Annotated in this window: 22 protein-coding genes and 1 riboswitch; of the genes, 15 read left to right on the top strand and 7 right to left on the bottom strand. The window is 71.7% G+C overall.

Annotated elements, in window-relative coordinates; genetic code table 11:
- Positions 1-117: 117 nt before the first annotated feature.
- Complete coding sequence (locus ABEA43_RS27295) at positions 118-1,266, top strand: DUF418 domain-containing protein (RefSeq protein ID WP_345566133.1); 1,149 nt, start codon at positions 118-120, stop codon at positions 1,264-1,266.
- 20 nt (positions 1,267-1,286) lie between these two features.
- On the opposite strand, the gene ABEA43_RS27290 is transcribed toward ABEA43_RS27295, so the two are convergent.
- Positions 1,287-2,636: an aminotransferase class I/II-fold pyridoxal phosphate-dependent enzyme gene (locus ABEA43_RS27290; RefSeq protein ID WP_345566131.1), complete on the bottom strand. Its 1,350-nt coding sequence runs from the start codon at positions 2,634-2,636 to the stop codon at positions 1,287-1,289.
- 101 nt (positions 2,637-2,737) lie between these two features.
- Between ABEA43_RS27290 and ABEA43_RS27285 the strand changes: the two genes are divergently transcribed.
- Together ABEA43_RS27285 and ABEA43_RS27280 are read left to right on the top strand one after the other, a co-directional pair.
- A complete protein-coding gene (locus ABEA43_RS27285; RefSeq protein ID WP_345566129.1) occupies positions 2,738-3,661 on the top strand; it encodes a LysR family transcriptional regulator in 924 nt (307 codons plus the stop codon).
- Positions 3,662-3,845: 184 nt separating this feature from the next.
- Positions 3,846-4,367, top strand: a complete 522-nt coding sequence (locus ABEA43_RS27280; protein ID WP_345566127.1) for a hypothetical protein — start codon at positions 3,846-3,848, stop codon at positions 4,365-4,367.
- An 11-nt stretch (positions 4,368-4,378) separates the two neighbouring features.
- Here the strand turns inward: ABEA43_RS27280 and ABEA43_RS27275 are convergent, their stop codons facing one another.
- A complete protein-coding gene (locus ABEA43_RS27275) occupies positions 4,379-5,050 on the bottom strand; it encodes a response regulator (protein WP_345566125.1) in 672 nt (223 codons plus the stop codon).
- Positions 5,047-6,219 (bottom strand): sensor histidine kinase, encoded by a 1,173-nt coding sequence (locus ABEA43_RS27270; protein WP_345566123.1) that lies wholly within the window; start codon positions 6,217-6,219, stop codon positions 5,047-5,049. Before ABEA43_RS27270 ends, ABEA43_RS27275 begins: the two co-directional genes overlap by 4 nt.
- A gap of 247 nt (positions 6,220-6,466) precedes the next feature.
- Here ABEA43_RS27270 and ABEA43_RS27265 point away from each other — a divergent pair, with 247 nt between their 5' ends.
- The gene (locus ABEA43_RS27265) at positions 6,467-7,708 is read left to right on the top strand and encodes a serine hydrolase domain-containing protein (protein ID WP_345566121.1); all 1,242 of its coding nucleotides are present in this window, start codon (positions 6,467-6,469) and stop codon (positions 7,706-7,708) included.
- 72 nt (positions 7,709-7,780) lie between these two features.
- Here ABEA43_RS27265 and ABEA43_RS27260 read toward each other — a convergent pair whose 3' ends face one another.
- Positions 7,781-8,563 (bottom strand): dienelactone hydrolase family protein, encoded by a 783-nt coding sequence (locus ABEA43_RS27260; protein ID WP_345566119.1) that lies wholly within the window; start codon positions 8,561-8,563, stop codon positions 7,781-7,783.
- Between the two features lie 413 nt (positions 8,564-8,976).
- Here ABEA43_RS27260 and ABEA43_RS27255 point away from each other — a divergent pair, with 413 nt between their 5' ends.
- On the top strand, positions 8,977-9,516 hold the full coding sequence (locus tag ABEA43_RS27255; RefSeq protein WP_345566117.1) for a hypothetical protein: 540 nt from the start codon (positions 8,977-8,979) through the stop codon (positions 9,514-9,516).
- Positions 9,517-9,582: 66 nt separating this feature from the next.
- On the opposite strand, the gene ABEA43_RS27250 is transcribed toward ABEA43_RS27255, so the two are convergent.
- Together ABEA43_RS27250 and ABEA43_RS27245 are read right to left on the bottom strand one after the other, a co-directional pair.
- Positions 9,583-10,203, bottom strand: a complete 621-nt coding sequence (locus ABEA43_RS27250; protein WP_345566115.1) for a hypothetical protein — start codon at positions 10,201-10,203, stop codon at positions 9,583-9,585.
- Between the two features lie 98 nt (positions 10,204-10,301).
- Complete coding sequence (locus tag ABEA43_RS27245) at positions 10,302-10,817, bottom strand: hypothetical protein (RefSeq protein ID WP_345566113.1); 516 nt, start codon at positions 10,815-10,817, stop codon at positions 10,302-10,304.
- 201 nt (positions 10,818-11,018) lie between these two features.
- Between ABEA43_RS27245 and ABEA43_RS27240 the strand changes: the two genes are divergently transcribed.
- From ABEA43_RS27240 to ABEA43_RS27230, 3 genes are all read left to right on the top strand, one after another.
- Positions 11,019-11,648 (top strand): hypothetical protein, encoded by a 630-nt coding sequence (locus tag ABEA43_RS27240; RefSeq protein WP_345566111.1) that lies wholly within the window; start codon positions 11,019-11,021, stop codon positions 11,646-11,648.
- A 109-nt stretch (positions 11,649-11,757) separates the two neighbouring features.
- Entirely contained in the window at positions 11,758-12,711 is a 954-nt protein-coding gene (locus ABEA43_RS27235) for an NAD(P)H-dependent flavin oxidoreductase (RefSeq protein ID WP_345566110.1), read from the top strand.
- 244 nt (positions 12,712-12,955) lie between these two features.
- Complete coding sequence (locus ABEA43_RS27230) at positions 12,956-13,915, top strand: sulfotransferase family protein (RefSeq protein WP_345566108.1); 960 nt, start codon at positions 12,956-12,958, stop codon at positions 13,913-13,915.
- Positions 13,916-13,931: 16 nt separating this feature from the next.
- Here the strand turns inward: ABEA43_RS27230 and ABEA43_RS27225 are convergent, their stop codons facing one another.
- Positions 13,932-14,843 (bottom strand): hypothetical protein, encoded by a 912-nt coding sequence (locus tag ABEA43_RS27225; RefSeq protein ID WP_345566106.1) that lies wholly within the window; start codon positions 14,841-14,843, stop codon positions 13,932-13,934.
- Positions 14,844-15,122: 279 nt separating this feature from the next.
- A riboswitch (SAM riboswitch) is annotated at positions 15,123-15,243 on the top strand.
- 93 nt (positions 15,244-15,336) lie between these two features.
- On the opposite strand from ABEA43_RS27225, the gene ABEA43_RS27220 reads away from it, so the two are divergent.
- Genes ABEA43_RS27220 through ABEA43_RS27190 form a run of 7 tightly spaced genes read left to right on the top strand, consistent with a single transcriptional unit; the run spans position 15,337 to position 24,753 of the window.
- On the top strand, positions 15,337-16,392 hold the full coding sequence (locus ABEA43_RS27220) for an ABC transporter substrate-binding protein (protein WP_345566104.1): 1,056 nt from the start codon (positions 15,337-15,339) through the stop codon (positions 16,390-16,392).
- Positions 16,371-17,471 (top strand): ABC transporter ATP-binding protein, encoded by a 1,101-nt coding sequence (locus tag ABEA43_RS27215; protein WP_345566101.1) that lies wholly within the window; start codon positions 16,371-16,373, stop codon positions 17,469-17,471. The genes ABEA43_RS27220 and ABEA43_RS27215 overlap by 22 nt, the downstream gene beginning before the upstream one ends.
- Positions 17,468-18,334, top strand: a complete 867-nt coding sequence (locus ABEA43_RS27210; RefSeq protein WP_345566099.1) for an ABC transporter permease — start codon at positions 17,468-17,470, stop codon at positions 18,332-18,334. Before ABEA43_RS27215 ends, ABEA43_RS27210 begins: the two co-directional genes overlap by 4 nt.
- The gene (locus ABEA43_RS27205) at positions 18,327-19,139 is read left to right on the top strand and encodes an ABC transporter permease (protein ID WP_345566097.1); all 813 of its coding nucleotides are present in this window, start codon (positions 18,327-18,329) and stop codon (positions 19,137-19,139) included. Before ABEA43_RS27210 ends, ABEA43_RS27205 begins: the two co-directional genes overlap by 8 nt.
- The gene (locus ABEA43_RS27200; RefSeq protein ID WP_345566095.1) at positions 19,136-21,379 is read left to right on the top strand and encodes a hydantoinase/oxoprolinase family protein; all 2,244 of its coding nucleotides are present in this window, start codon (positions 19,136-19,138) and stop codon (positions 21,377-21,379) included. The genes ABEA43_RS27205 and ABEA43_RS27200 overlap by 4 nt, the downstream gene beginning before the upstream one ends.
- A 3-nt stretch (positions 21,380-21,382) precedes the next feature.
- Entirely contained in the window at positions 21,383-23,485 is a 2,103-nt protein-coding gene (locus ABEA43_RS27195; RefSeq protein ID WP_345566093.1) for a hydantoinase B/oxoprolinase family protein, read from the top strand.
- Entirely contained in the window at positions 23,482-24,753 is a 1,272-nt protein-coding gene (locus ABEA43_RS27190) for an amidohydrolase (RefSeq protein ID WP_345566091.1), read from the top strand. The genes ABEA43_RS27195 and ABEA43_RS27190 overlap by 4 nt, the downstream gene beginning before the upstream one ends.
- Positions 24,754-24,798: the final 45 nt, after the last annotated feature.

Raw genomic sequence — 24,798 nt, 5'->3', positions numbered from 1 at the left:
CCGCTCTGGCGGTGGCCTGGCGCGACTGAAGTCGGGGGTCCGTACATCGATGGATGTACGGCCGTTTTCGCCTGCGCGGACGAGGTTCGCGGGTGGTCGCGGCGCGAGGCTTGAAGGGTGAGCGAACGCATCGACGCCTTGGACGTGCTGCGTGGGGTGGCCATCATGGGCACCCTAGGCACCAATATCTGGATATTTACTGATCCGGTCGGTCCTGCGGGCTTTCTGGGGGCTTTGGGGGCTTCCGGGCCGGTGGAGACGTTCCTGCGGTTCCTGACCAACGGCAAGTTCCTGGGGCTGCTGACGCTGCTCTTCGGGATCGGGCTGGAGCTGCAGTACCGGAGCGCCGTGCGCCGGGGGCTGACGTGGCCGGGCCGGTATCTGTGGCGGGCCACCCTGCTGTTCGCAGAGGGCGCGCTGCACTACGTCCTGATCTTCGAGTTCGACGTGCTCATGGGGTACGCGCTCACGTCCGTGATCGTCGCGTACCTGATCGGGCGAAGCGCGCGGGTGGTCACGGGGTGGATGGTCGCCGCGGGCGCGCTGCACGTCACGCTGGTGAGCCTGCTGACGTTGCTCCTGCTGGCCACGGGCTCCGCCCAGGACGCCAAACCCCCCGGCTCGGCGGGTGCTCTCTACGCTCAGGGGAGCTGGCCGGAGCAGGTCGCCGCCCGGCTCCAGAACCTCGGCGTCTACCGGGCCGAACTGATCTTCATCGTGCCCATGGGGATCGTGTTGTTCCTGCTCGGCGCGCGACTGCTGCGCGCGGGCGTCTTCGACCCGGGCGAGGGCGGCGCGCGGCTGCGCAGGAGGCTCGCCGTGCTCGGGCTCGGCGTCGCCGCGCCCCTGAACCTGATCACCTCCTACGCGGGCCCCGCCTGGTTCGCCGTCGACCGGTACATCCTGCCGCCGCTGGTCGCCCTGGGCCTGCTCGGGCTGATCAGCTCGATCGCGCTCGGCCTGCGCGGCGCTCCCGGGCCTCTGCGCACCGCGCTCGCCAACGTCGGCCGGACGGCGCTGTCCTGCTACGTCCTGCAGAACCTCGTCGCCGGCGTGCTCTGCTACGGCTGGGGCCTTGGGCTGGCCGTCCGCCTCGACCCCGCGCGCCCGTGGTGGGTGCCGGTGGCGTGGGCGGGCATCTGCGTGCTGTTCGTGGCGCTCGCCTCGCTGTGGCTGCGCCGGTTCCAGCGGGGGCCGCTCGAACTGGCGTGGCAGTGGGCGTACCAGGCGCCCTGGTCACGACGGCGCGTAGACGCCACGACCTGACAGGCCGTCCATCGGGAGCGTCACGCGGCGGCGGCCGGGGGGCCGAACAGGAGGTGGCGGACGGCGTCCTCGTCGGCGAGCGCGCTCGCGGCCCGGGTGAGGGAGCCGTCCACGGCGGCGGCGAAGGCGTCCGGCCCGCCCAGGAGGCCGATCGTCTCCGGCGGCAGGAACTTGATCAGCAGCGCCGACGTACCCGGCGGCAGGCCCGCGAAGTGCACGGTCAGCAGCCCGCGGTCGCGCAGCATCGCCATCGCGAGCAGCGCGGTCGCCTCGATCGGCGCCACCGTCACCGGCCTGCCGCCCACCGGACGGGACAGCCCGTCACCGACACGGCCGGACGACTCTCCCCCCGACCCGCCGGACGGCTCGGCGGCGGCTCGGCGGCTGAGTTCGGCGGCGATGGCCTCGCCCGGGATGCGGGTGATGAACGGGGTCTCCTCGACCAGCGCGTCCCCGAGCCTGGCGCGCAGGGCCGCGCCCACCCGGCGGGTGGAGCCGACCAGCTCGCGGACGCGTTCTGGCCGGTAGGACTCCAGGCAGTTCGCGACGGCGGGATAGAGCACCGGCCGGCACTCGGTGCCCAGCTCGTAGCACCGGGCCCGGACCCGGGCGACGAGATCGGCGCGCCCGCCGAGCAGACCCACCCGTGGCCCGATCACCCCGTACTTGTCCAGGCCCGTGGCGCCGAGGTCGGCGCCGAGCTCCAGCGTGCGCGGCTGGCCGGCGACCGCGGGACCGACCCGCGCGCCCCCGGCGTCGTCCACGACGACCACCGCGCCGTGCGCGTGCGCGAGATCCACCACATGCCGCAGGTCGTCCGCGCCGAGAATGTCGTACGTGACCGCCAGCCGGGTCAGCGTCACCACCGAAGCGCCGGGATGCGCGCGCAGGGCCGCCTCGAACCCCGCCACCCCCACGGTGTCCACGAAGTGCCCGCCCGCGTCACGCACCGCCCGCACGATGGCCGGGTGACTGTACGCGGGCGAGACGCCGATCACCGTGTCGCCGGGCCGCACGGTCACCTGCATGGCGGCGAACAGGGCGGCGGTCAGCCGGTTCGTGACCATGATGTCGTGCCGGTCCGCCGTTCCGCCCAGATGGGCCAGGCCCAGCTCGCGAACCCGCTCCCCGTGCAGCGCGCCGCTCCACTCGTCGTCGAGCAGGCCGGAGGCGGGATCCGGGAGGGGCAGCCCGCGTTCGAGCCCGCTGACGTTGTGCAGCTCGGCGCCCGCCGCCTGCCTGTGGCGGATGTGCCGCCACGCCTCGGCCAGCTTGCGCAGGTGGGCCTCGGTGTCGGTCAGGAACGCCCCTGCCGCGTACGGCAGCCCGTCGGAGGAACGCAGGTCCTGGATCTGGCCGGCCGCGGTCATCGCGCCGCCCCCTCTGCTGGTCGGAGATCTCCAGCACAACAGACCCCACATGACACGACAAGCTCAACAATCTGCCGTCAATCATTCGATATCGTGCACCAATGACGCTGCCGGTTCCCGCCCTTCGCCTGCTGCACGAGCTGCGGCTGCGCGGGACGCTCACCGCCGCGGCGGAGGCCCTGCACCTGTCCCGTTCCGCGGCCAGCCACCAGCTCGCCGCGTTGCAGCGCGGCGTCGGCGTCCCGCTGACCGAGAAGGTCGGCCGCGGCCTGCGGCTCACCGAGGCGGGCCAGGTGCTCGCGCTGCGCGCCGAGCGGGTGCTCGCCGAGATCGAGGCCGCCGGCGCCGCCGTCGAACGGCTCAGCGGCACCCTGTCGGGCACCGTCCGCGTCGGCCTGGTGCAGACGCTGGCGATCAACGTGCTGCCGCGGCTGCTGACCGAGCTCGCCGGGGAGCACCCGCTGCTCCGGGTGGAGGGCCGCAGCCTGATCGCCGAGAACTCCTCCGTCATGGTGGCCTCCGGGCAGATCGATCTGGCCGTGGTGCCCTCCTACGACACCGTGCCGCTGATCGTCACCGGTGGCCTGCGGGCCGAGGTGCTCTTCCGCGACCCCGTACGCCTCGCCGTGCCCTACGGTCACCGGCTGGCCGGCTCCCGCCACCCGGTGCCGCTGGCCGAGCTGGCCGGCGAGCGCTGGATCGCCGGTGAGGCGGGCACCTACTTCGGCCAGCTCGCCGAGGCGTTGTGCCGCCAGGTCGGCCTCGTTCCCGACGTCGTGCACCGCAGCAGCGACTCGGCCGTCGTGGCCGCGCTGGTGGCCGCCGGGCACGGGATCGCCTTCATCCCGGCGCTGGCCTACCTGCACCAGCATCCCCGTGTGCGGGTCATCGACGTCGTGGCCGAGCACGCCGGTCGCGACATCGTCGCGCTGCTGCGGCCGGGCAGCGCGGGCCGGCCCGCCGTACAGGCCGTCCTGCACGCCTTCTTCAACCCGGGACCCCGGCCGGGCCTCGAACCGGCCTAGCGGGCGCGCCGGACGCCCGCTGACAGCCGCCGCGGGCCCGGCGGACGCCCGCTGACAGCCGCCGCGGGCCCGTGACAGCACCGCATCAGTGCGCGAACAGCCGTGGTCGGCATCGTCTTCCCCATCGAGACCGGCGGGGTTCAGCAGGAACCCCGCCGAGGACACCGATGAGGAGAACCCGACCATGATCACGTTCGCCGCCGCCCTGCAGCTGCTCATCGCCCTGGCCTTCATCAGCATCCCTCTGGTGCGCCACCGCTACGGCGGCGGCGCGAAGGAGGCCGCCGAGGCCGAGCTGCGGCGTCAGGGCGTCCCCGTCACCGTCCTCGCGGAGAACAAGCTCAGCTTCGACGCCAGCGGCCACGAGACGGCGGTGCCCGCCACCGTCGCGCTGGTCATGACCATCCTGGCCGTCCTCAACCTCGCCGGGAACGCCTGGGGCCAGACCCTGTCCTGGGTTTTCCAGCCGATCGTCCTCATCGGCAACTTCCTCATCCTCTACAGCCAGCTGACCGCCGCCAGTTCGGTGCGTTCGGCCTTCGAGCGCAAGGGCGACCCGACGCTCCGGCGCATCGACGTCCCGGCCCTGCTCAAGGCGGCCGAGAGCGCCTTCCCTGCCTGGGTCATGCCGATCCTGCAGAACATCCGCCACACGGTCGTCATCGGTGGCTCCGTCCTCGTCCTCGCCGCGCTGATCCTCGGTTGAGCGCCGTGCGGTCAGGTGAGGTCGCCGGGCACGGTGAGCCCGCTCTCGTACGCGACGATCACCGCCTGGACCCGGTCCCGGAGCCCGAGCTTGGTCAGGACGTTGCTGACGTGCGTCTTCACGGTGTGCTCGCTGACCACCATGGCCCGCGCGATCTCCGCGTTGGACAGGCCGCGCGCGATCATCCGCATCGTCTCCCGCTCGCGGGCGGTCAGCACGGCGAGCCGTTCCGAGGGGGGCTCGGCAGGCCGCGGCGGCGCCGCCCTGGAGGTGAAGTCGGCGATCAGCTTCGTCGTGATCGAGGGCGCGAGCAGCGACTCGCCGGCCGCGACCACCCGTACGGCGTGGACGAGGTCGTCGCGGCGGACGTCCTTGAGCAGGAACCCGCTCGCCCCGGCCCGCAACGCGTCGTAGACGTAGTCGTCCAGGTCGAACGTGGTCAGCATGAGGACCCGGCAGTCGCTCTCCGCGCACACCACGCCGGCCGCCTCGATGCCGTCCATGACGGGCATGCGGATGTCGAGCAGGAGCAGGTCGGGGCGATGCTCACGGACCGCCGCGACGGCCTGCGCGCCGTCCCCCGCCTCGGCGACGACCTCGATGTCCGGCTGGGCGTCGAGGATCATGCTGAACCCGGCGCGTACCAGCTCCTGGTCGTCGGCGACCACCACGCGTACGGTCATGCCGGCACCGCCCGCCGGGGCGCGGGAAGGCGTACGAGGACCTGGAAGCCCGGCGCGCCGGCGCGCCGGCCTGCGACGGCGGTGCCGCCACACGCGGCGGCCCGCTCGCGGATGCCGATCAGGCCGTTGCCGCCTGACGGCAGGGCCGCGCCGCCGCCGCGGCCGTCATCGGTGATGTCGATCATGATGGTGTCGTCCTGCCAGGTGAGTCGGATGTCGGCGCGGGTGGCGTCCGCGTGCTTGACGATGTTGGTGAGCGCTTCCTGGGTGATCCGGTACGCGGCCACCTCGGCGTCGGGAGGCAGCGGCACCGGGTCGCCGGTGGCCGCGTACGTCACCTCGATGCCGGTGGCTCTGACCTGCTCGGCCAGGGCGGGGATGGCGGCGATCGCCGGCTGCGGCGCGCGCGGGCCCTCGTCCTCCTTCAGCACGTTGAGCATGCGGCGGAGCTGGATCATGGCGTCGCGTCCCGCGGCGGCGATCGCGTCGAACGCGGCCTCCGCCCTGGCCGGGTCGCTCCTGACCACCACGGGTCCGGCCTCGGCCTGCACCACCATGAGGCTGACCGCGTGGGCCAGGATGTCGTGCATGTCGCGGGCGATCCTGGCCCGCTCGCGTTCGGCGGCGCGCTCGGCCTCGGTCTCGCGCTCGCGGGCCAGCCGGACGGCCCGCTCCTCCAGCGCGGCGGCGTGCGCCCGCGAGGCGGCGGCGGCGCGGCCGATGGCGTAGGCGGCGGTGAACAGCACGATGCCGCGCAACGCGGTCTCGGCCGAGCCGACCAGGAGCAGGCCGCCGCCGAGCGTGACGGCCAGCATGATCAAACGGGTCCAGCGGGCGGAGTAGGCGGCCACGGTGTAGAGGGCGACCAGCCCGCCGTACCAGACGGGTTGCCTGGCCACCTCGTCGACGAGGTCGTAGCAGCCTGTCGCGGCCAGGGTCGCGACCAGGACCACCACGGGCGCGCGCCGCCGCCAGATCAGCGGCACCACGGCGACGATCACGACCGCGTACCCCCACCAGTGCCAGGGCGTGCCGTCCCAGCTCTCGCCGAACACGAGCGGCCAGAGCTGCGCGACCAGCACCAGCGCCGCGAGCACGGCGTCCACCCAGATCGGCGGCACTGAGCTCGCCCACCGCCGGACCGGGGCCAAGAACCGTATATCGGACACGGAGTCCCATTCTGCCTGCGATGTCATGGGGCGAGGGCGGCGGGTCCGGCCGCGAAGAGGGCGATGCGGAAGCTCATGAGGGCATACTCGGCCGTCCCACCCGTTCCCGGCATCGCCGGTACGGGGGATCTCGCGGCTCCCTCTCACGGGCGAGCAGGAATCCGTCACACCGGCGATCCGCTTCGGCGGCGTGCTCGACAGGATGGTTCGTATCGCAGCTCAACCCCTCTCACCTGGAGATATTCCGATGAAGCTCGCTGCCGCCTGCCTGGCGCTCGCCACCACCTTCGTGACCGTACCGGCCCACGCGGCCACTCCAGCCCTGAGCACCTCCACCTCCGTGGCCGCCACCCCGAATCCGTGCCCGCCGCCGGCCGTCGTCCAGCCGGACCCGGGGGCGGCGATCCCGCCGATCAACCCGGCCGCGCTGAGGCAGGCCATCGGCGGCCTGCCCGCCGCCGACGCCACCGCCGCGATCGTGCGGGTCGGGGGCAGCAAGGGCTCGTGGACGGGCGTGAGCGGCGTCGCCGACCTGGCCACCCAGCGCAAGGCCTCCGGGAACGTACGCTTCCGGGCCGGCAGCGTGACCAAGATGCTCACCACCGCGGTCGTCCTGCAGCTCGTGGCCGAGGGCAAGCTCTCCCTGACCGGGACCGTCCAGGACTACCTGCCCGGCCTGCTGCCCGCCTCCTATCCCAAGGTGCGCGTCGGCCAGCTGCTGAACCACACCAGCGGACTGCCCGCGCCCACCCTGCCCGGCACGTTCGAGTGGGTCTACCAGACCCGGTTCAAGACCTGGACGCCGAAGGAGTACGTCGCGCTGGCCGTGCAGAACCCGATCGAGTTCGCGCCCGGGACCAGGCAGCACTACCTCAACACCAACACGTTCGTGGCCGGGCTGCTGATCGAGCAGGTCACGGATCGTTCGTACGAGCACGAGGTCACCACCAGGATCCTGCGCCCGGTCGGCATGCGGAACAGCTACCTGCCCGGCACCTCACCGCGCATCCGGGGCCCGCACCACAAGGGCTACCAGAGCGTGCCCGCCGGATTCGACGACGCCATCGCCTACGGGGACGGCCACGTGGTCGACATGACCGAGACCAGCGTCACCTCCACCTGGGCCTCCGGCGACCTCATCTCGACCACGGCGGACCTGGAGAAGTTCGTCACGGCGCTGTTCTCCGGCAAGGTGGTGCCGAAGGCGCAGCTGGCGCCGATGTTCACCGTCCCGGACGTCAAGATGCACGACGAGTGCGGCAACCAGCCGGCCGTCTACACCTCCGGCATGACGAAGCTGGTCCTGCCCGGCGGAATCGTCGCCTACGGCAAGACCGGCGCCCGCCACGGCTACGCGGCCGGCGTCGGCGCCACCCGCGACCTGAGCCGCACCCTGGTCTACTCGGTCAACTCCACCGACGCGAAGGCATCCGGCCAGAACCAGCGCACCCTGAGCATCGCGCTGGCCGCCTTCACCCCTTCTGCCTGACGTACGGGACCTTCAAGACCTTCGGGACTTTCGGGACCTTTGTCACCTTTGGGACCGGCCTCCGCCTGACGTTCAGCGCTCCGGGCCTTGCTGAGTGCCAGGCCCCGGGCTGGACAGCCAGCGACCGAACCAGGCGACAACACGATGGATCGTTTGCTCGTTGAGCTCGGGCGCGAGGAAATGGCCCACGCCCGGGTACTCGACGTATTCGAGGCGTGCGGGATCACCGGCGTAGTGCGGCGCGAGGAGATCGTGGAAGGCGCGAATGCCGGCCGTCGGGACGTACTCGTCGTTCTCCGCAGTCTGCGACAGGATCGCGACCGGGAAGAAGCTCTCCGGGTGCCGGTGCGGACTGTCAGGCCGGGGCAGCGTCCATTCCGGGCTGCCGACGATCGGTGCGGCGGCCCGCAACCGCGAGTCGATCAGAACCGCGAGGTACGAGACCTCGGCCCCCAATGATCGCCCGGCGATGCCCACCCGGTCCGGATGCGCCCAGCCCCGATCACAAAGCGCATCGATGAGGGCAGGAACCTCGGCGGCGGTGTCCTGGATAACGCGGATGAAGTCGGACTCCGTGGCCTCGAAGTCGGTCTCCCAGCGCTCATCGGAGAAGACCTCGGCGAAGTCCGGCCGGCGGCGCGCACCGTGCCCCACGGCGTCGAGCCCGATCGCCAGGAATCCGCCTTCGGCGATCCCGGTCAGGTAGGGGGCCATCCTCTCCTTATAGCCGGAGAAGCCGTGGTAGAAGAGCACGGTTCCGCGCTCGGCGGCGCGTTCCGGCGAGTCCTGAAATCGGGCCAGCGCGGGAACACCTGCGATTTCGTCGATCAGTTCGTGTACGTCGCCGAAGGTCATCCGGCAAGTCTCAATCGCTACCGCGCCGTCCGGCAAAGGGTTATCGGGGAACCCGGCGACGCCAGGCTTCTGCGACGCGAAACGTCTGACGGGCGCGTTCAAGAAGATCGTTGCGGCGGGACTTCAGCCGCAGATGCGGAGCGGCCGGCGTTGGGCGGGTCCACCTCGGGTGCGGCGGCGAGCTCGTAGCCGAGGGGATCGGGTCGTTCGCCTCGATGGGGCCGTCGGAGGCCGCCCCATGTGCCGTCCGTCGGCGGCTCGGCGGTGAAAGTTTCAGCCTGCGACGTGCGCGGACGCCGCCTGGCGGGCCCGGCGCTGGTGCGGCGCACGTACCGGACCTAGTGTGCCGGTCCTGGGGGTGGCCCGACCCGGCCGTGCCCTGACCTGCTTCCCTGACGCGAAAGGGAACGTCGATGGAGCCTCGTACCCGTCACTTCCTCCGCTCCCTGCCCGCGCTGGCGCTCGCCGCCGCCGTGGTGACCGGGCCGTCCGCGTACGCGGACACGTATCGCACCGCGACGGCCTCGGGCTCAGGCCCGTCCTGGTCGGCCGGGACGACGAACGCCGAGAACAACGCCCGTGCGGCGCTGAACCAGCAGGCGGCGCAGGTGGGCGAGGTCTGCCCCAGTGTGTCGGTCTCGTCCACCCACGTGTACACGGCGCCTGACGGCTCGGCGTACATCTTCTACGCGACCGCGTCCGGCACCTGTGTGACGGCGCCTCCTCCGCCACCGCCCCCGTCGTACACGGTGCCGCGTTCGGAGACCCGCCAGGGCGGTGGGGCCACCGCCAGCGCGGCCATCCAGAACGGCGCCCAGGCCGCCCGCTCAGCGGTGCTCGCCGCCGGCGTCGCTTGTACGAACTGGCAGACGGCGTCCACGTTCGTGTGGGCCGCGTCCGGCGGTGTCTGGCACATCTACGACGTCACGGTCTCAGCCACCTGTACGAACTGAGCCCGCGCCCTCGCACCACCCCGGCTCCGGCCCCCTGGAGCCGGGCCCGAGGGCTGGGGTGGGCCGTCAGCCTCGGCGGTCCGAGGCGGACAAGTCCAGCTCTGCGGCTCGGCGGAGGTCCTTGGGGCGGCCGATGGCGCGACGCATCCGGATCAGGTCCGTTCGGGAGACGTAGTGAACTTCCAGGCCGCCCGGGTCGACGGCGACGATCGCGCGGTCAAGGAACTCCCGGACATCAAGGGTTCCCCAGGGAAGCGCCGGGGTGCAGCAGTCACCGCCGGCTCCAGGTGAGGCGAACTGCACCTTGGGGCGGAGCAAGGAACCCGGCCGAGTTGCCAAGGGATTGCCCGTTTCGTCGGAAAGCTGGGCGTTGACGGAGGTGAAGGCGGCCGCAAGAGCCGGGGCGTGGGCCGGGTCGCCGTCCCAGAGGACGTCCAGATCACCGGTCAGCTCGGCGGATCCATGCATGATGCCGGCGACCTGCCCGATCGCCACGACCCGAACACCGTAGTGGTGGAAGGCTTCGAGCAGCGGAAACGGGTCGAATCCGAGGGCACCGTCCGTGCCGATCGTGCCGACGTCGTCATCGGCGTCCTCGTGCCCCCGGCCGGTGACCGCCCGGTTCCGGGCCAGCTCACGTGTGCGCCGTGCGGCGGTGCGGAGTCGTTCCAGCGGTTCGTCGATCATCCGATTCATGCAACACCGGCCGCACTCCTGGCGCACTCGAATTTTCGAGACAGCCATCCATGCCCGGCGTGGTGGCATGACGACTGGTGCAGATACTGTCAGCGCGTCTGGATGCCCTCTGATCGCTGCCCCTCGGATCTCACCCATGCGCCGCGAGGAGCTTCGACTTCCTTGTCTTCTTGACGAACGGCTCGGCGTAGAGCACAGGCGGCGGCCATCAGTGCGAAGCCGAGCCAGATGGACGGCAACTCCAGGTCACCTGAGGGCAGCTTCTCGAAGACGGCAATGGAGAAAACCTCACTGCTTGTCACCCTGCCGAGAGCGTTCGCGAGTACGTTCACCGCCCCACCGGCGACCAGTAACCCGAGAACGGCCTGAGTGAACCGTCGTCCCCGCCACTTGCTCGTCAGTGCCACGAGCAGCGCAGGAAAAGCGAATATCAGAAGCGTGGACTCGATAACCGCCATCCAAAACAACAGCATGTTTCCGCTGAACACCATTGAGGCAACGACGCCAACCCCGAAACCGGCGTCTGAGCTCGCGATCTCGCAGTAGCCAGGCATTGTCCTGGCCCAGCCGCATGGGGAATACATCGTCGGCAGCAAAGCGAACATGCCGGCAATCAATCGCCATAAGCCTGGTTGCATATCTCACCCCTCAAAAGTTTCGATCACAACGGTTAAGGAGTATGCCACGGTAACGGATCCGTGTTAAGTAGGTGATTCAGCGGGTCTCTTTTCGTTTGCGATCCTTCGATCGCTTTCCGCGGCAGAAGGCCGCGGCCCACTGCGGGCCTCGTGCCCTAGGTTGTCGGCGTGGCTCCGTTCGAGAAAGCGGGTTTCCCTGTGTTCAGTGAGGTCGCCAAGCGTTATGACGAGCTGGTTAGCCAGAGGACGTGGGAAAACATGGCGTGCACGGTGACGCTCCCCGATCACGGCGTGCTGACGGTCGAGGACGCAGTGCGCCGACTCGGGCTGGATGCCGCCATGCTGCGCACTGCGAGAGAGGTCGAGCCGGAGGACCTCGAACTCCAGCAAGTCGGCGCGGGCGTCGTCACATGGTCGAACAACCCTTATCTCGATGGCAAGGAGGTGACGGATCGGATCGGCGGTGCGGGATTCCGGCACTGGTCTCTAAGTGGCGACATCGAGGGCAACACCACCCTGTATGCCTCCTATGGAGAGAGCAAGGGACAGCTCCAATTTCCCGAACCTTATTGGTTGCCCTTCGTTCCCTGGACCGAGCAGATCGGGCCGTTGGCGCCCTACGCGGAGAGATTCGCTGCCGTCTACGACACCTGGTCGGGCGAACCCGAGACCTGGTCCGACAACCCCGAGGTCTCGGCGCTGGGCACGTGTCTTGCGGTGATCGAGCTGGAGAGCGGCGTTCGCCTGGACAAGGAGATAAGCAGGGGCCCGAGAACATACGTGCCGATGCCCAGATGACCGCCCATCAGTGCTGCCTGGACGTACCTGACCATCGACCTGGGCTGATCCCCGGCCGCGTCCGCAGGAGGGAGAATCGTCTTCATTGAGATGAGTTGGAGGGTGGGCGATGTTGCGGACCTGGGTGACCGATCGGTTCGGGCTGGAGCTGCCGTTGGTCGGTGCGCCGATGGCAGGGGTGAGTGACGGGCGGCTGGCCGCGGCCGTGTCCGCAGCGGGCGGGCTGGGCATGTTCGGCGTGCCCGCCACCGCGGCCCCCTCGTGGATCGCCGAGCAGGCCGCCGTCGCCGCCGGTGGCGGGCGTCCGTACGGCATCGGGTTGATGGCCTGGGCGCTCGACGACGATCCCGGCCAGCTTGACGCGGTGCTCGACGCCCGGCCCAGCCTGGTGTCGGTGAGTTACGGGCCCTTCGATCGCTACGTCGAGCCGTTGCGGGAGGCCGGGATCGTCGTGGCGACGCAGGCGGGCACCACGGACGAGGCGCGCGCCGCCGAACGGGCCGGGGTGGACGTGGTGGTCGCGCGCGGTGGCGAGGGTGGCGGGCACGGTCGCGCCGAGGTGGCCACGTTGCCGCTGCTGCAGAGCGTGCTGGACGCGGTGCGCATCCCCGTGCTGGCGGCCGGCGGCATCGCCGGCGCTCGCGGCCTGGCCGCCGTCCTCGCCGCGGGCGCGGAGGGCGCCTGGGTGGGTACGGCCTTCCTCGGCTGCGCCGAGACGACCCTCTCCGATACGGCCAGGGAGCGCGTCATGGGGGCGAGCGAGACCGGTACGGCCTATGGCCGGGTTTTCGACGTCGCCCAGCGGCTGGCCTGGCCTGCGGAGTTCGGTGGGCGCGCCCTGCGCAACGCGTTCTTCGACCGGTGGGCGGGGCGGGAGGAGGCGCTGGCGGTGGATGAGGGGGCGCCCGCTGAGCTGGCGGCCGCCCGTCGCACGGACGACTTCGGCACCGCCTACATCTATGCCGGTCAGGCTGTGGGCATGGTGCGGGAGCGGCGTACGGCCGCCGACGTGGTCGCGGCTTTCGCCGCCGCGGAAGAGTTGCTCGGCCGGTTCACGCCCTGACGCCGCCGTTTCGGCCGGTTCACGTCCTGACATCGCCGTTTCGGCCGGTTCACGTCCTGACATCGCCGTTTCGGCCGGTTCACGTCCTGACGCCGCCGTTCAGGGCCCGGAGGGTTGGCGCTTAGGGGCCCCGGGCGGTGCTCAAGGGAGCGGGTGGTTCTGGTGGGCGGGTGCTGCGGGGTTGCATTATCGATATATTTGGTAGGTAATTGGGATATTGGCTGTCTCGCTCGAGAGGACGACCATGTCCCTGCCGGATTTCTTGATCGTCGGCGTGCCCAAGTCAGGCACGACAGCGCTCCACGCCGCCCTGCAGTTACACCCGGACCTGTTCATGTCACCGGTCAAGGAGCCCAAGCACTTCCTCACCGACGGCCCGCCGCCCACCACAGGCGGCCCGGGCGACGCCGAGACCTACCGCGAGCACATCTGGCGGCGCCCGGACTACGAGGCCCTGTTCGCCGCCGCCCCGGCCGGTGCCCTGACGGGCGAGGCCACCCCGTTCTACCTGTACGACCTCGACGCGCAGCGGCGTATCCGGGCCGCCGTCCCGGACGCCAGGCTGATCGTGATCCTGCGCGACCCCGTCGAGCGCGCCCACTCCAACTGGACGCACCTGTGGTCGGCCGGGCTCGAACCCCTGGACGACGTCGTACGCGCCTGCGCGGAGGAGCCACACCGGATCGCCGCCGGATGGGCGCACTTCTGGCACTATGTCGGGCTCGGCCGCTATGGGGAGCAGTTAGCCCACCTGTTCACGCTGTTCCCCCGCGAACAGGTGCTGATCTTCCGTTACCGGGACCTCGTCGACCGGCCCGCCGAGACGCTCGACCGGATCTGCGGCTTCCTCGGCGTACGGCAGGGCCTGCTCACCGACCTGCCGAAGGAGAACGTCACGGCGCACCCCGAGGCGAACCCCCGGCACCGGATGCTCTCGTCGGTACGCCGGCGGCTGCCCGCCCCGCTGGCCCGGCCCATCGAGAACCTGCTCCAGCACCGGGGCAGGTCCCGCCGGCCGCTGACCTGGGAGCAGCGGCGGCGGCTCCTGCCGTACTTCACCGAAGACATCCTGCTCCTGCAGGAGGTCACCGGCGAGGACTTCAGCGACTGGCTGGGGCCGCGGACGCGCTCGGGCGGCCTGGTCGGCAGCCGGCCACCCGGCCGGCACCAGTCCAGGAACGGCCGCCCGGCCGCACCCCGATGACGTAACACACCGTGCGTCAGCGGAGCTCGGTGCGCAGGTCGTGGGCCCCGTCCGCACGGGTGTACTCGTAGTAGAGCCGGGTCCGGCCGCCCGGCAGGTCCACGAGGTCGAGGTAGCGCAGCCCGCCGCCCCCGTGAGGAGAGGAGGCCGCAGGGGCGTCGCCGCACGGGGTCAGCGACGCGGGATCCGTGCCCACCGCGATCCCCGTGCGCTCCTCGTAGTTCTCCGCCGCGCTCGCCCGCCCGTCGTAGAAGGCCGCCACCCGGTCCCCGTCGAAGCGCACCGCCGAGATCCGCACGCCCCTGGCGTCCCACAGGCCGGGCCGGCCGCTGAGCGCCGTGCCGTGCCAGGTCCACTCCAGCCCGTCTGCGCTGGTGGCGTAGTCGGTCACCATGCGGTCCGCCTCCTCGGGGTCGGCCAGCGGGTGGCAGGAGGCCCACAGGTGCCACACCCCGCCCCGCCGTACGATCACCGGGTCCTTCACGCCGGTCTTCGGGTCACCGGGCAGTACGGTCCTGCGCGAGCGCGGGTCGAAGCCCGCCGGGCCGGCGGCCTCCAGCACCTCCACCCGCCAGTGCTTGGTCCCCTGCGTGGCGCAGCTCAGGTAGAGCCGCCACCGGCCCTCGGGCGTGCGCACCAGCGTGGGCCGTTCCAGCGACTCCGTGTCCATCTCCGCGCGAGTGATCGTCACCAGCGGCTCGAACCGCTCGCCGTCCGACGATCCGGCCACCACGACCGCGTAGCCGCGGCCATGACCCACCGGGCGGCGCAGGCGGTAGGCCAGGTAGATCTGCCCGTCCGCGGCGACCGCGCTGGGCGCGCCCGACCAGTGCCCCTCTCCCCCGGCCTCAGGCTCTATCGCGACGACCGCGCGATCGGGCGTGGGGAGCAGGGCCGCGAGCTCGCGGGCGTCCTCATTGATCGACATGGGCTCGAGACTAGGCCACGGTACGGAGCTCGGCACGGCGCTCACTCTCCCTTTACGTGCGGCACAGCAATCCATGTATTCCCTATGAATTTTACGGCAAATACCTGCCCGGCGTGGGGCGACGCGGCGCATGGACGGGCGGAGGATTAGGCGATGCGGCGCTTGGGGTAGGCAACAGGATGCTGACCACCAAGCTTGACCTAATGTATAGAGAGAGTGTCGAATAGTAACAAACCACCCAAGGTGATTTGGCATAAAACCGACTGGTATAGTGGCTTTTGTCAAGAGTCCAGTGCCAAGCCCCGGCTTGCTGGACGGCAACCCTCCTACCGTGGCGGGGTGCCCCGGGTGATGACATGGTCGTCGAGCTGAACGGTGCTCCTGGCGGCAAGCGCGGTTCTCGAGCCGTGCCCTGCCCTCCGCGCCCTTGGCCGGCTGCTCGGACGGAAAGGTAATGATGAAGGGCGGAGTCACTCGCCTGGCGGGAGCGGGCGTGGCGGTCGTACTGGCGCTGGCTGCCTGCGGCGGCGTGGACACGGGCGGCGGCACATCGGGTGGGGAGAAGCAGGAAGAGCTCACGGTGACCGCGTTCGCGGGCGCGTGGGGAGAGCTGTTCAAGAAATCGTTCGTCGAGCCGTTCGAACGCGACACCGGCGCGAAGGTGAACCTCGTCTACGGCGCGAACGCCGAATGGCTCACCAAGCTGCGCGCGGCCGGGGGCAAGAACCCGCCGTTCGACGTCCTGGCCTTCACCCCGGACGCGTCGCTGCCCGCCGCCTCCGCGGGTCTGCTCCAGCCGCTCCAGACCGACCGGCTGACGCACTGGAAGGACCTGGACCTGACGCTCGGCTCGAAGTCGGCCTACGGCGGCAAGCAGTACGGCGTACCGCTGACCACCGGCTCGACCGGCCTCATGTACCGCAACGACAAGATCAAGACCGCCCCGGCGGACTGGTCGGACATCTTCGACAAGAAGTACTGCGGCCACGTCGCCCTCCCCCCGCTCACCTACAACCCGGGCCTGGAGTTCTTCTCGGCCCTGGTCACCTCGCAGGGCGGCAAGCTGTCCGACCCGGCGGCGGTGGACAAGGCGTTCGCCACGCTGGAGACGCTGAAGGGCTGCGTGTCGGCCTTCCCCGCCAACGCGGGCGCCGCCGCCACCGTCATCGAGAACGGCGACGCCTGGATCATGCCCTTCTGGGACGGCCGCGCGTTCGCCCTGGCCCAGGCGGGCTCCCCGATCAGCTTCACCTACCCCAAGTCGGGCGCCGTGGGCGCGCTGACCTCGTACTTCATCGCCAGCGGCACTCAGCACAGCGAGCTGGCCATGAAGTTCCTCGACTACCTCACGGCGGCGGAGAACCAGAAGCCGTTCGCCGAGGGCACCTGGTACGCGGCGGGGAACAACACGATCAAGTACAACGACAACTTCGAGCAGTGGGTCGAGCACGGGCCCGAGGTCTACAAGAAGTTCGTCTGGGTCGACTACACGGTCGCCACCCCCAAGCTCAACGAATGGCAGCAGCGGTGGAATCAGATCTTCGGCTGATCGAGTTGCCCGAGGAGGGCGCCGGGCACGTCGAGATCGAGGGGCTGGCCGCCGGCTACGAAGGCGCCCGCGTGCTCGACCTGGACCGGCTGTCCATCCGCAAGGGCGAGTTCCTGTCCATTCTCGGGCCCAGCGGCTGCGGCAAGACGACGCTGCTCAACTGCATCGCCGGCTTCGTGCGGCCCACCGCCGGGCGGATCGTGATCGACGGCTCCGACGTGACGGACCGGCCGCCGTACCGGCGCGGGCTCGGGATGGTGTTCCAGAACTACGCGCTCTTCCCGCACATGACCGTCGCCGACAACGTCGCGTACGGGCTGCGCGTCCGCAAGCTCGGCAAGGCCGAGCGCGACGAGCGGATCTCCGAGGCGCTGCGCCTCGTCGGGCTGGAGGGGTTCGCCGGGCGGCGGCCCGGCCAGCTGTCCGGCGGCCAGCAGCAGCGGGTGGCGCTGGCCCGCGCCCTGGCCATCCGGCCCGCCGTCATGCTCCTGGACGAGCCCCTGTCCAACCTCGACGCCAAGCTGCGCAGGGAGATGCGGGCCGAGCTGCGCGCCATCCAGCGGCGGATCGGCACCACGATGGTGTTCGTCACCCACGACCAGGAGGAGGCGCTGGCCCTCTCCGACCGGGTGGCCGTCATGAACGGCGGCAAGATCGAGCATCTCGGCACCCCCGACGAGGTCTACCGGCGGCCGGCGACGCGGTTCACGGCACAGTTCATCGGGGCCGCGAACGTCCTGGAGGGCACGATCACCCCCGCTGGCACGCTCGACGCCGGCGGGATCGTGGTGGACTGCGGGCCGCTGCCGGCCGGGCCGGGCGAGCGGGCCGTGGTCGCGATCCGCCCCGAACGCATCCGCCTGGATACCCAAGGCACGGACGGTGTGGCCGGGACGGTCGGCTATCGGGCCTTCGCGGGCGACGCCTGGCACGTGGAGGTGCGCCTGGCCGACGGCCGCGCGCTGAGCGTGCAGGTCCCCGACACCGGCGCGGACGCCGACCCGCCCGGCGCGGGCACGCCGGTCGTCGCGCGCTGGGACCCGGCCGACGTGATCGTCCTGGAGACGGGGGCCGGATGACGGCCGCGCCGCGCCGCTGGACCGGCCTGACGTACGTCCTGCCGCTCGTCGTCTTCCTCGCCGCCCTGTTCCTGGTGCCGCTCGTACGCCTCCTGCGGCTGAGCTTCAACCCGGTCGACACCTTCAACGCGGCGCTGCCCGGGTTCACCCTGACGCAGTACGGGCGGGTGTTCACCGAGCCGTACTTCTACGGCTCGCTCCTCCAGACCCTGGCCACGGCGCTGCTGGTGGCGGTGCTGTGCGTGCTGCTGGCCTACCCGGCCGCGTACTTCCTGGCCCGGCGGCGCGCCGGGGTGCTGCGCACGCTGCTGTTCGTCGTCGTGATCTCGCCGCTGCTGACCAGCGTGGTGGTGCGCACCTACGGGTGGGTGGTGCTGCTGTCCGGGAACGGCGTGGTCAACAAGGCGCTCGTGGCCTCCGGGCTGCGGGATCAACCGGCCCAGTTCCTCACCAGCTATCCGGCGGTCGTGATCGCGGTCACGCACGTGCTGCTGCCGTTCGCGATCATCCCGCTCACCACGGCGCTCGGCGGGCAGGACCGCAACCTGCACCGCGCCTCGCAGACCCTCGGCGCCGGCCCGATCCGCACGTTCCTGCGTGTCACCGTGCCGCTCAGCCTGCCGGGCGTGGTCACCGGCGCGCTGATCGTGTTCGCGCTCGCCATGGGCATCTATATCACGCCGCTGCTGGTCGGCGGGGTGACCCAGCCGCTGACGGGCATCCGGGTCTACGACCAGGTGACGACGGTGTTCGACTATCCGGTCGCGGCGGCGCTGAGCTTCGCGCTGCTGGCGCTCACCATCGTGTCCACGACGCTGCTGGCCGGCGTGTTCCGGATCTGGGAGAGGCGGCTGCATGGGTGAGCGTGGCTACGACAGGGCTTACGACAGGGGTGTCCGGCTGGTGGCCGGAGGGCTGGCGGCGCTCGTCTTCCTGTTCCTGATCGCGCCGCTGGTGGTGCTGGTCGTGAGCTCGTTCAACGCGGCGGGGTCGATGGCGTTCCCGCCGTCGGGGCTGTCGCTGCGCTGGTACGCCGACGTGCTCGGCTCGCCCGACTGGCAGGTGTCGTTCCGGCTGAGCGGGCTGCTCGTGCTGCTGGTCGTGCCGACGACCGTGGTGATCGGGACGCTCGCCGCGTACGGGCTGGCGCAGGGCTCGTTCCCTGGCCGCAGGCTGCTGCAGGGGCTGGCGCTGTCGCCGCTGATGGTGCCGGAGATCATCATCGCGCTCGGGCTGCTCTACTACTTCCACGGCATCGGGCTGATCAACTCCGTGCCCGGCCTGTGGCTGGCGCACTCGCTGGTCGCGCTGCCGTTCGTGGTGCGCGCGGTCACGGTCAGCGCGGCGCAGCTCGACCCGGCGCTCGAACGGGCCGCGACGAGCCTCGGCGCGGGCCGGGCCAGGGTCTTCTTCACCGTGACGCTGCCGCTGCTGCGGCCCGGCATCCTCGCGGGCGCCATCCTGGCCGCGGTCACCTCGCTGGGCGAGGTCGCCGTCACGGCGCTGGTGGCCGGCGCCAACACCACGACGATCCCGCTGCGGATCTTCTCGGCGGTGCAGTACCAGCTCGATCCGTCGATGGCCGCGGTGTCCACGCTGCTCATGGCGGCGAGCGTGGTCGTGATGGTGGTGGCCGACCGGTTCGCTCGCATCTCGGAGGCATTGTGACGTCTGACGGCAGGGCTACCGCGCAGGCGGGCCCTGAAGGCACCGCTACCGGCGACGGGGCGACCGCGCGGATCGGCATCGACGTCGGGGGCACGTTCACCGACCTGGTCGCGGTCGTGCCCGAGCGCGGCCTGGTGATCCACCACAAGGAGCCGAGCACGCCCGCCGACCCCTCCAAGGCGGTCGCGGACGGGCTGGCGGCGATCCTCGCCCAGGCCGAGCTGCGGCCCGAGGAGGTCGCGGGCCTCACCCACGGCACCACGATCGGCCTGAACGCCGTCATCCAGCGGCGCGGCGCGCGCATCGCCCTGGTCGTGACCGAGGGCTACCGGGACATCCTGGAGATCGGCCGCAGCCGCATGCCCTCCTCCTTCGACCTGTACGCCGGCAAGGAGGAGCCCCTCGTCCCGCGCAACCGGATCGTCGAGCTGCCCGCCCGGCTGGGCCCGCGCGGCGAGCCGGTGACCACGCCGGATGCCGCCGACCTGGATCGGGCCGCGGCACGGCTGCGCGCCACCGGGGCCGACGCGGCGGCGGTCGTGATCCTGCACGGGTACACCGATCCGGCTTTCGAGGAGGGCGTCGCGGCCAGTCTGCGCGAGCGGCTGCCCGGCCTGCCGGTGACGGCCTCCGCGACCGTCTGGCCCGAGGTGCGCGAGTACGAGCGGGCGCTGGTCGCGTGTCTGAACGCCTACATCCAGCCGCTGATGCGCGACTACTTCGCCCGGCTGGAGAGCCGGGTGCGCGGGCTGGGCGTGCCGGCCCCGATCTTCATCAGCGCGTCCAACGGCGGCTCGATGAGCCTGCGCTCCGCCGCAGAACGCCCCATCGAGACCGTCCTGTCGGGGCCCGCGGCCGGGGTCGCGGCGGCGGCGCGGCTGGCGCGGAGCGCGGGGCTGGGCGCCATCGTCACGTTCGACATGGGCGGGACCAGCAGCGACATCGCCGTGACACTGGGCGGCGCGCCTGAGCTGGCCACGCATACCACGGTCGGCGGACTGCCCCTGATCGTGCCCATCGTCGCGGTGAACGCGATCGGCGCGGGCGGCGGCTCGGTCGTCTGGGTGGACGGGCAGGGAGTGCTGAAGGTCGGGCCGAGCAGCGCGGGGGCGGATCCCGGGCCGGTGGCGTACGGGCGGGGCGGCGACCGGCCGACCGTGACCGACTGCTACCTGGTGACCGGGCTGATCGACCCTGCGACGTTCCTGGGCGGGCGGATGCGGCTGGACGCCGACGCCTCCGCCAAGGCCCTGTCCGGCATCGCCGACCGCCTCAACGGCCACTCCCCCGCAACCGGCCCGGACGCCCGCGCGACCGGTGACGGCGCACCCGCGAACGCGCCGGACGCCTCGGACACCTCGGACGCCTCGGACGCCTCGGACGCGGACCGGCCGGGCGCGCCGGACGGGCGGGCCGGTGAGGCGGCGTGGGTGGCGGCGGCCGGTGCGTTGCGGGTGGCGACGGCGGGGATGGCGACCGAGCTGCAGAAGATCATGGCGCAGCGTGGCCTCGACCCGCGCAGGTTCACCCTGGTCCCGTTCGGCGGCGCGGGCCCGACCCACGCCGCCATGCTCGCCGAAGAGGTCGGCATCGCCCACATCGTGGTCCCGCCGACGGCCGCCACGTTCTGCGCCCTGGGCGCGGCGGGCGCCGACCTGCGCCGCGACTTCGCCCGCAGCCTGCGCCGGCCTCTGGACGCCGAGAGCGCCGCCCGGCTGACCGGCGTGCTGGCCGAGCTGTCCGCCCAGGCCCGCGACTGGCTCACCGAGCAGTCCGGTGACGGCGCCGCGTCCGTGGCCCGGTTGTCCTCCTCGGCCGACATGCGTTACTCCGGCCAGGCGTACGAGCTGCGCGTCGCGCTGGAGCCGTACCGGCTGGACGCCGGGACGATCGCCGAGGCGTTCCACGCCGAGCACGAGCGCCTGTACGGCTTCCGCGACCAGAGCGCCCGCATCGAGCTGGGCACCGCCCGGCTCGGCGTCGTCGCCCCCGTGGCCGAGCTGCCGCCCGCCGCCGCCCCGCGCGGAACGGGCGACCCCGGCCCCGCCGGGCACAGGCCGGTGCTGCTGGCCGGGGCCTGGCACGACGCCGGCGTGTACCTGCGGGCCTCCCTGGGCGTCGGGGACGCGTTCGACGGCCCGGCGATCGTCGAGCAGGACGACACCACCGTGGTCGTCCCGCCCGGCTGGTCCGGGGACGTGGACGGCGCCGGCAACCTGCACCTCCGTCGAAAGGCCTGACCCGTGCGGCTCGACCCCGTCACCTTGGAGATCGTCGGCAACCGGCTCAGCGCCATGACCGAGGAGATGTGCCTGACCCTGCAGCGGACGAGCCGGTCCCTGTACGTCAAGGAGACCGCCGACTTCTGCTGCGCCTTCGCCGGCCTGGACGGCGGCTTCGTGGCCTATCCGAGGGGCATCGGCGTGTCCGGGTTCGTCGGGTTGAACGTGCTGACCGCCGTCCGCGCCGCCGGGCCGCTGGAGCCGGGCGACGTGATCATCACGAACGACCCGTACCGGTCCGGCGGCCTGGCCACCCACCTGACCGACATCCAGCTCATCGAGCCGTACTTCCACGAGGGTGAGATCGTCGGCTACGGCTGGGCGTTCATCCACTGCTCCGACATCGGCGGGCGGGTGCCGAGCAGCCTGTCGCCGATCAACGACGAGATCTTCCAGGAGGGCCTGCAGATCCCGCCGGTCAAGCTCGTCCGCGCCGGGGAGCCCGTCAGGGACGTGGAGGCGCTGATCTCGGCGAACAGCCGCACCCCCGAGGCGAACCTGGGCGACATCCGGGCCATGCTCGCCTCCCTGCGCACCGGGCGCGAGCGGCTGTCCGGCGTCATCGCCCAGCACGGCGTGGACACGGTGCTCGCCGCGCAGAGTGACCTGGTCGGTTACACGGCGGGCAAGGCGCGCGCCGCCCTGGCGAGCCTGGGCGACGGGACCTACCGATTCGTCGACTACCTCGACGACGACGCCGTCTCCAGCATCCCGGTACGCCTGTCCGTCACCGCCACGCTGCGCGCCGGCGACCTGCACCTCGACTTCACCGGTACGGATCCGCAGGTCGCCGCCGCCTTCAACATCGCGACCCTGGGCCGGCCGCACGCCTGGATCACCACGCGCGTCCTGGCGCTCATCTGCACCCTGGACCCCGGCATCGCGCTCAACGCCGGGCTCATCGCGCCGATCAGCGTCACCACGCCCGAAGGGTCGCTGGTCAATCCCGTGCATCCGGCCGCCGTGGGCGTGCGGCACGCCTCGGCCAACCGCGTCAACGACGCCATCGGCGGCGCGCTCGGGCTGGCCGCCCCGCACGTCCTGCCTGCGGCCTCCAGCGGCCTGGTGGTGCCCGTCGTGGTCGCCGAACAGCACGAATCAGGGCAGAACGTCCAGGTGCTGGAGCCGATGGTGGGCGGGACCGGCGCGCGCGACGGCGCGGACGGGGTGGACGGGCGCGACAGCGGCATCTCCAACCTGTCCAACAACCCGGTCGAGACCGTGGAGACGGAGATCGGCGTCGAGATCCTCCGGTACGGCCTGCGCGCCGACTCGGGCGGCGCGGGCCGCTGGCGCGGCGGCTGCGGGCTGGAGCTCACTTTCCGTGTGCTCGGGGAAGGCTCGAAGCTGCTGGCCAGGGGGCTGGAGCGGATGTGCTTCCGCCCGTGGGGGGTGCTCGGCGGCGGGCCTGGGGCGCCGACGGAGCTGATCGTGAACCCGGGCACGCCAGGGGAACGCCGGCACTTCAAGATCGACGTGCTGCCGCTGCGGCCGGGTGACGTCGTCAGCCTGCTGACCTCGGGCGCGGGTGGCTATGGCGACGCGTACCGCAGGGATCCGCAGGCCGTGCTGGAGGACGTGCGACGCGGCGTGGTGACGCGCGCGGCCGCGGCCCGCGACTACGGCGTCGTCCTCCGCGACGCACGCGACAGCGCACAGGGCGTCGTCCTCCGCGACGCACGTGACAGCGCGCGGGACGGCGCGCACGTAGCGCAGGACGATGTGCCGGGCGGTGCACGTGACGACGCGCAGGACGGTGTGCTCGTCGTGGACGAGGAGGCGACCGCGGCGGCCCGGCGGGAGCGCCGCGAGGTGGCCGCCGCCGGGCCCGAGCGCCAGGCGTGGGAGTCCGTCTTCGGCACGGAGGCCGTCGATCGCCTGGTGGCCGCGCTGTTCCGGCTGCCCAGGCCGGCTCGCGGGGCGCGCCGTGCCGCCGTGTACGCGGCCGTGCTGGGCGACCTGCCGGCCGGCTTCCCCCGGACGGCTCCCACCTCCGAGCAGGCCCGCGCCGCTCGTCGTACGCTCGACGACGAGATCTCCGCACTGGAAAAGGTGATGGTATGAGCGGTTCCGACGCGATCGGCGCGATCATGAAGGGGCTCGAAGGGCCGGCGCTCGACGAGCTCACGACGCTCTACCAGGACCTGCACCGGCACCCGGAGCCCGCCTTCAAGGAGGAGCGCACGGCGGGGATCGCGGCCGACCGGCTGCGCGCTGCCGGGTTCGAGGTGACCACCGGCGTCGGCGGCACCGGCGTGGTGGGCGTGCTGCGCAACGGCGAGGGTCCAGTGGTCGCGCTGCGGGCCGACATGGACGCGCTGCCGGTGCTGGAGGCGACCGGGCTCCCGTACGCGAGCACCGCGACCACCCAGGACGCCGAGGGCAGGAAGATCCCGCTCATGCACGCCTGCGGCCACGACATGCACGTGACCTGCCTGAGCGGCGCGGCGAGCCTGCTGGCGGCCGGGCGCGACCGGTGGCGCGGGACGCTCGTGGCGCTGTTCCAGCCGGCGGAGGAGATCGCGGCCGGGGCGCAGGCGATGGTGGACGACGGGCTGTTCGACCGGATCGGCACGCCCGACGTCGTCCTCGGCCAGCACGTCTTCCCGAACCCGGCGGGCACCGTTCTCATCCGCCCCGGCGAGATCCTGGCCACCGCCGACAGCATCGAGATCCGCCTGTACGGCCGGGGCGGGCACAGCTCCCAGCCGGAGCGGACGGTCGACCCGGTGCTCCTGGCCGCCGCCACCGTCATGCGGCTGCAGGGCGTCGTCTCGCGCGAGGTGTCCCCGTTCGAGCGCGCGGTGCTGACCGTGGCCCAGATCCACGCCGGTCACAAGGAGAACGTCATCGCCGACGAGGCGACCATCACCCTGAACATCCGCGCGTTCTCCACCGACGTCCGCCGCACCCTGCTGGCCGCGATCAAACGCGTCGTCAACGCCGAGGCCGACGCGTCGGGGGCGGCCAGGCGGCCCGAGTTCCGCACACTGAACTCGTTCCCGCTGACCAGCAACGACCCCGCCGCCACCGCGAAGGTGAGCGACGCCTTCACCGCCCGGTTCGGGGGCGAGCGGGTGGCGGAGATGACGCCGCTGATGGGCAGCGAGGACTTCGGCGTCTTCGGCGCCACCGTCGGCGCGCCGTCCGTGTTCTGGGGGCTGGGCAGCGCGGACGCGGACCTGTACGCCCGGGCCGAGCGGGAGGGGCGGCTCGGGGAGGACGTACCAGGCAACCACTCCCCCGCCTTCGCGCCCGCGATCCTTCCCACCCTGCCGATGGGCGTCGAGGCCCTGACCACCGCCGCCCTCACCTGGCTCACCACCGACTGACCGGCCCCGCTCGCGGCGGCCGTCAGACCTGCCATTCGTCGTTTC

It is taken from the genome of Nonomuraea rosea (genome assembly GCF_039539705.1).
GTDB classification, from domain to species: domain Bacteria; phylum Actinomycetota; class Actinomycetes; order Streptosporangiales; family Streptosporangiaceae; genus Nonomuraea; species Nonomuraea rosea.
This window is presented reverse-complemented; position numbering and strand designations above follow the sequence as displayed.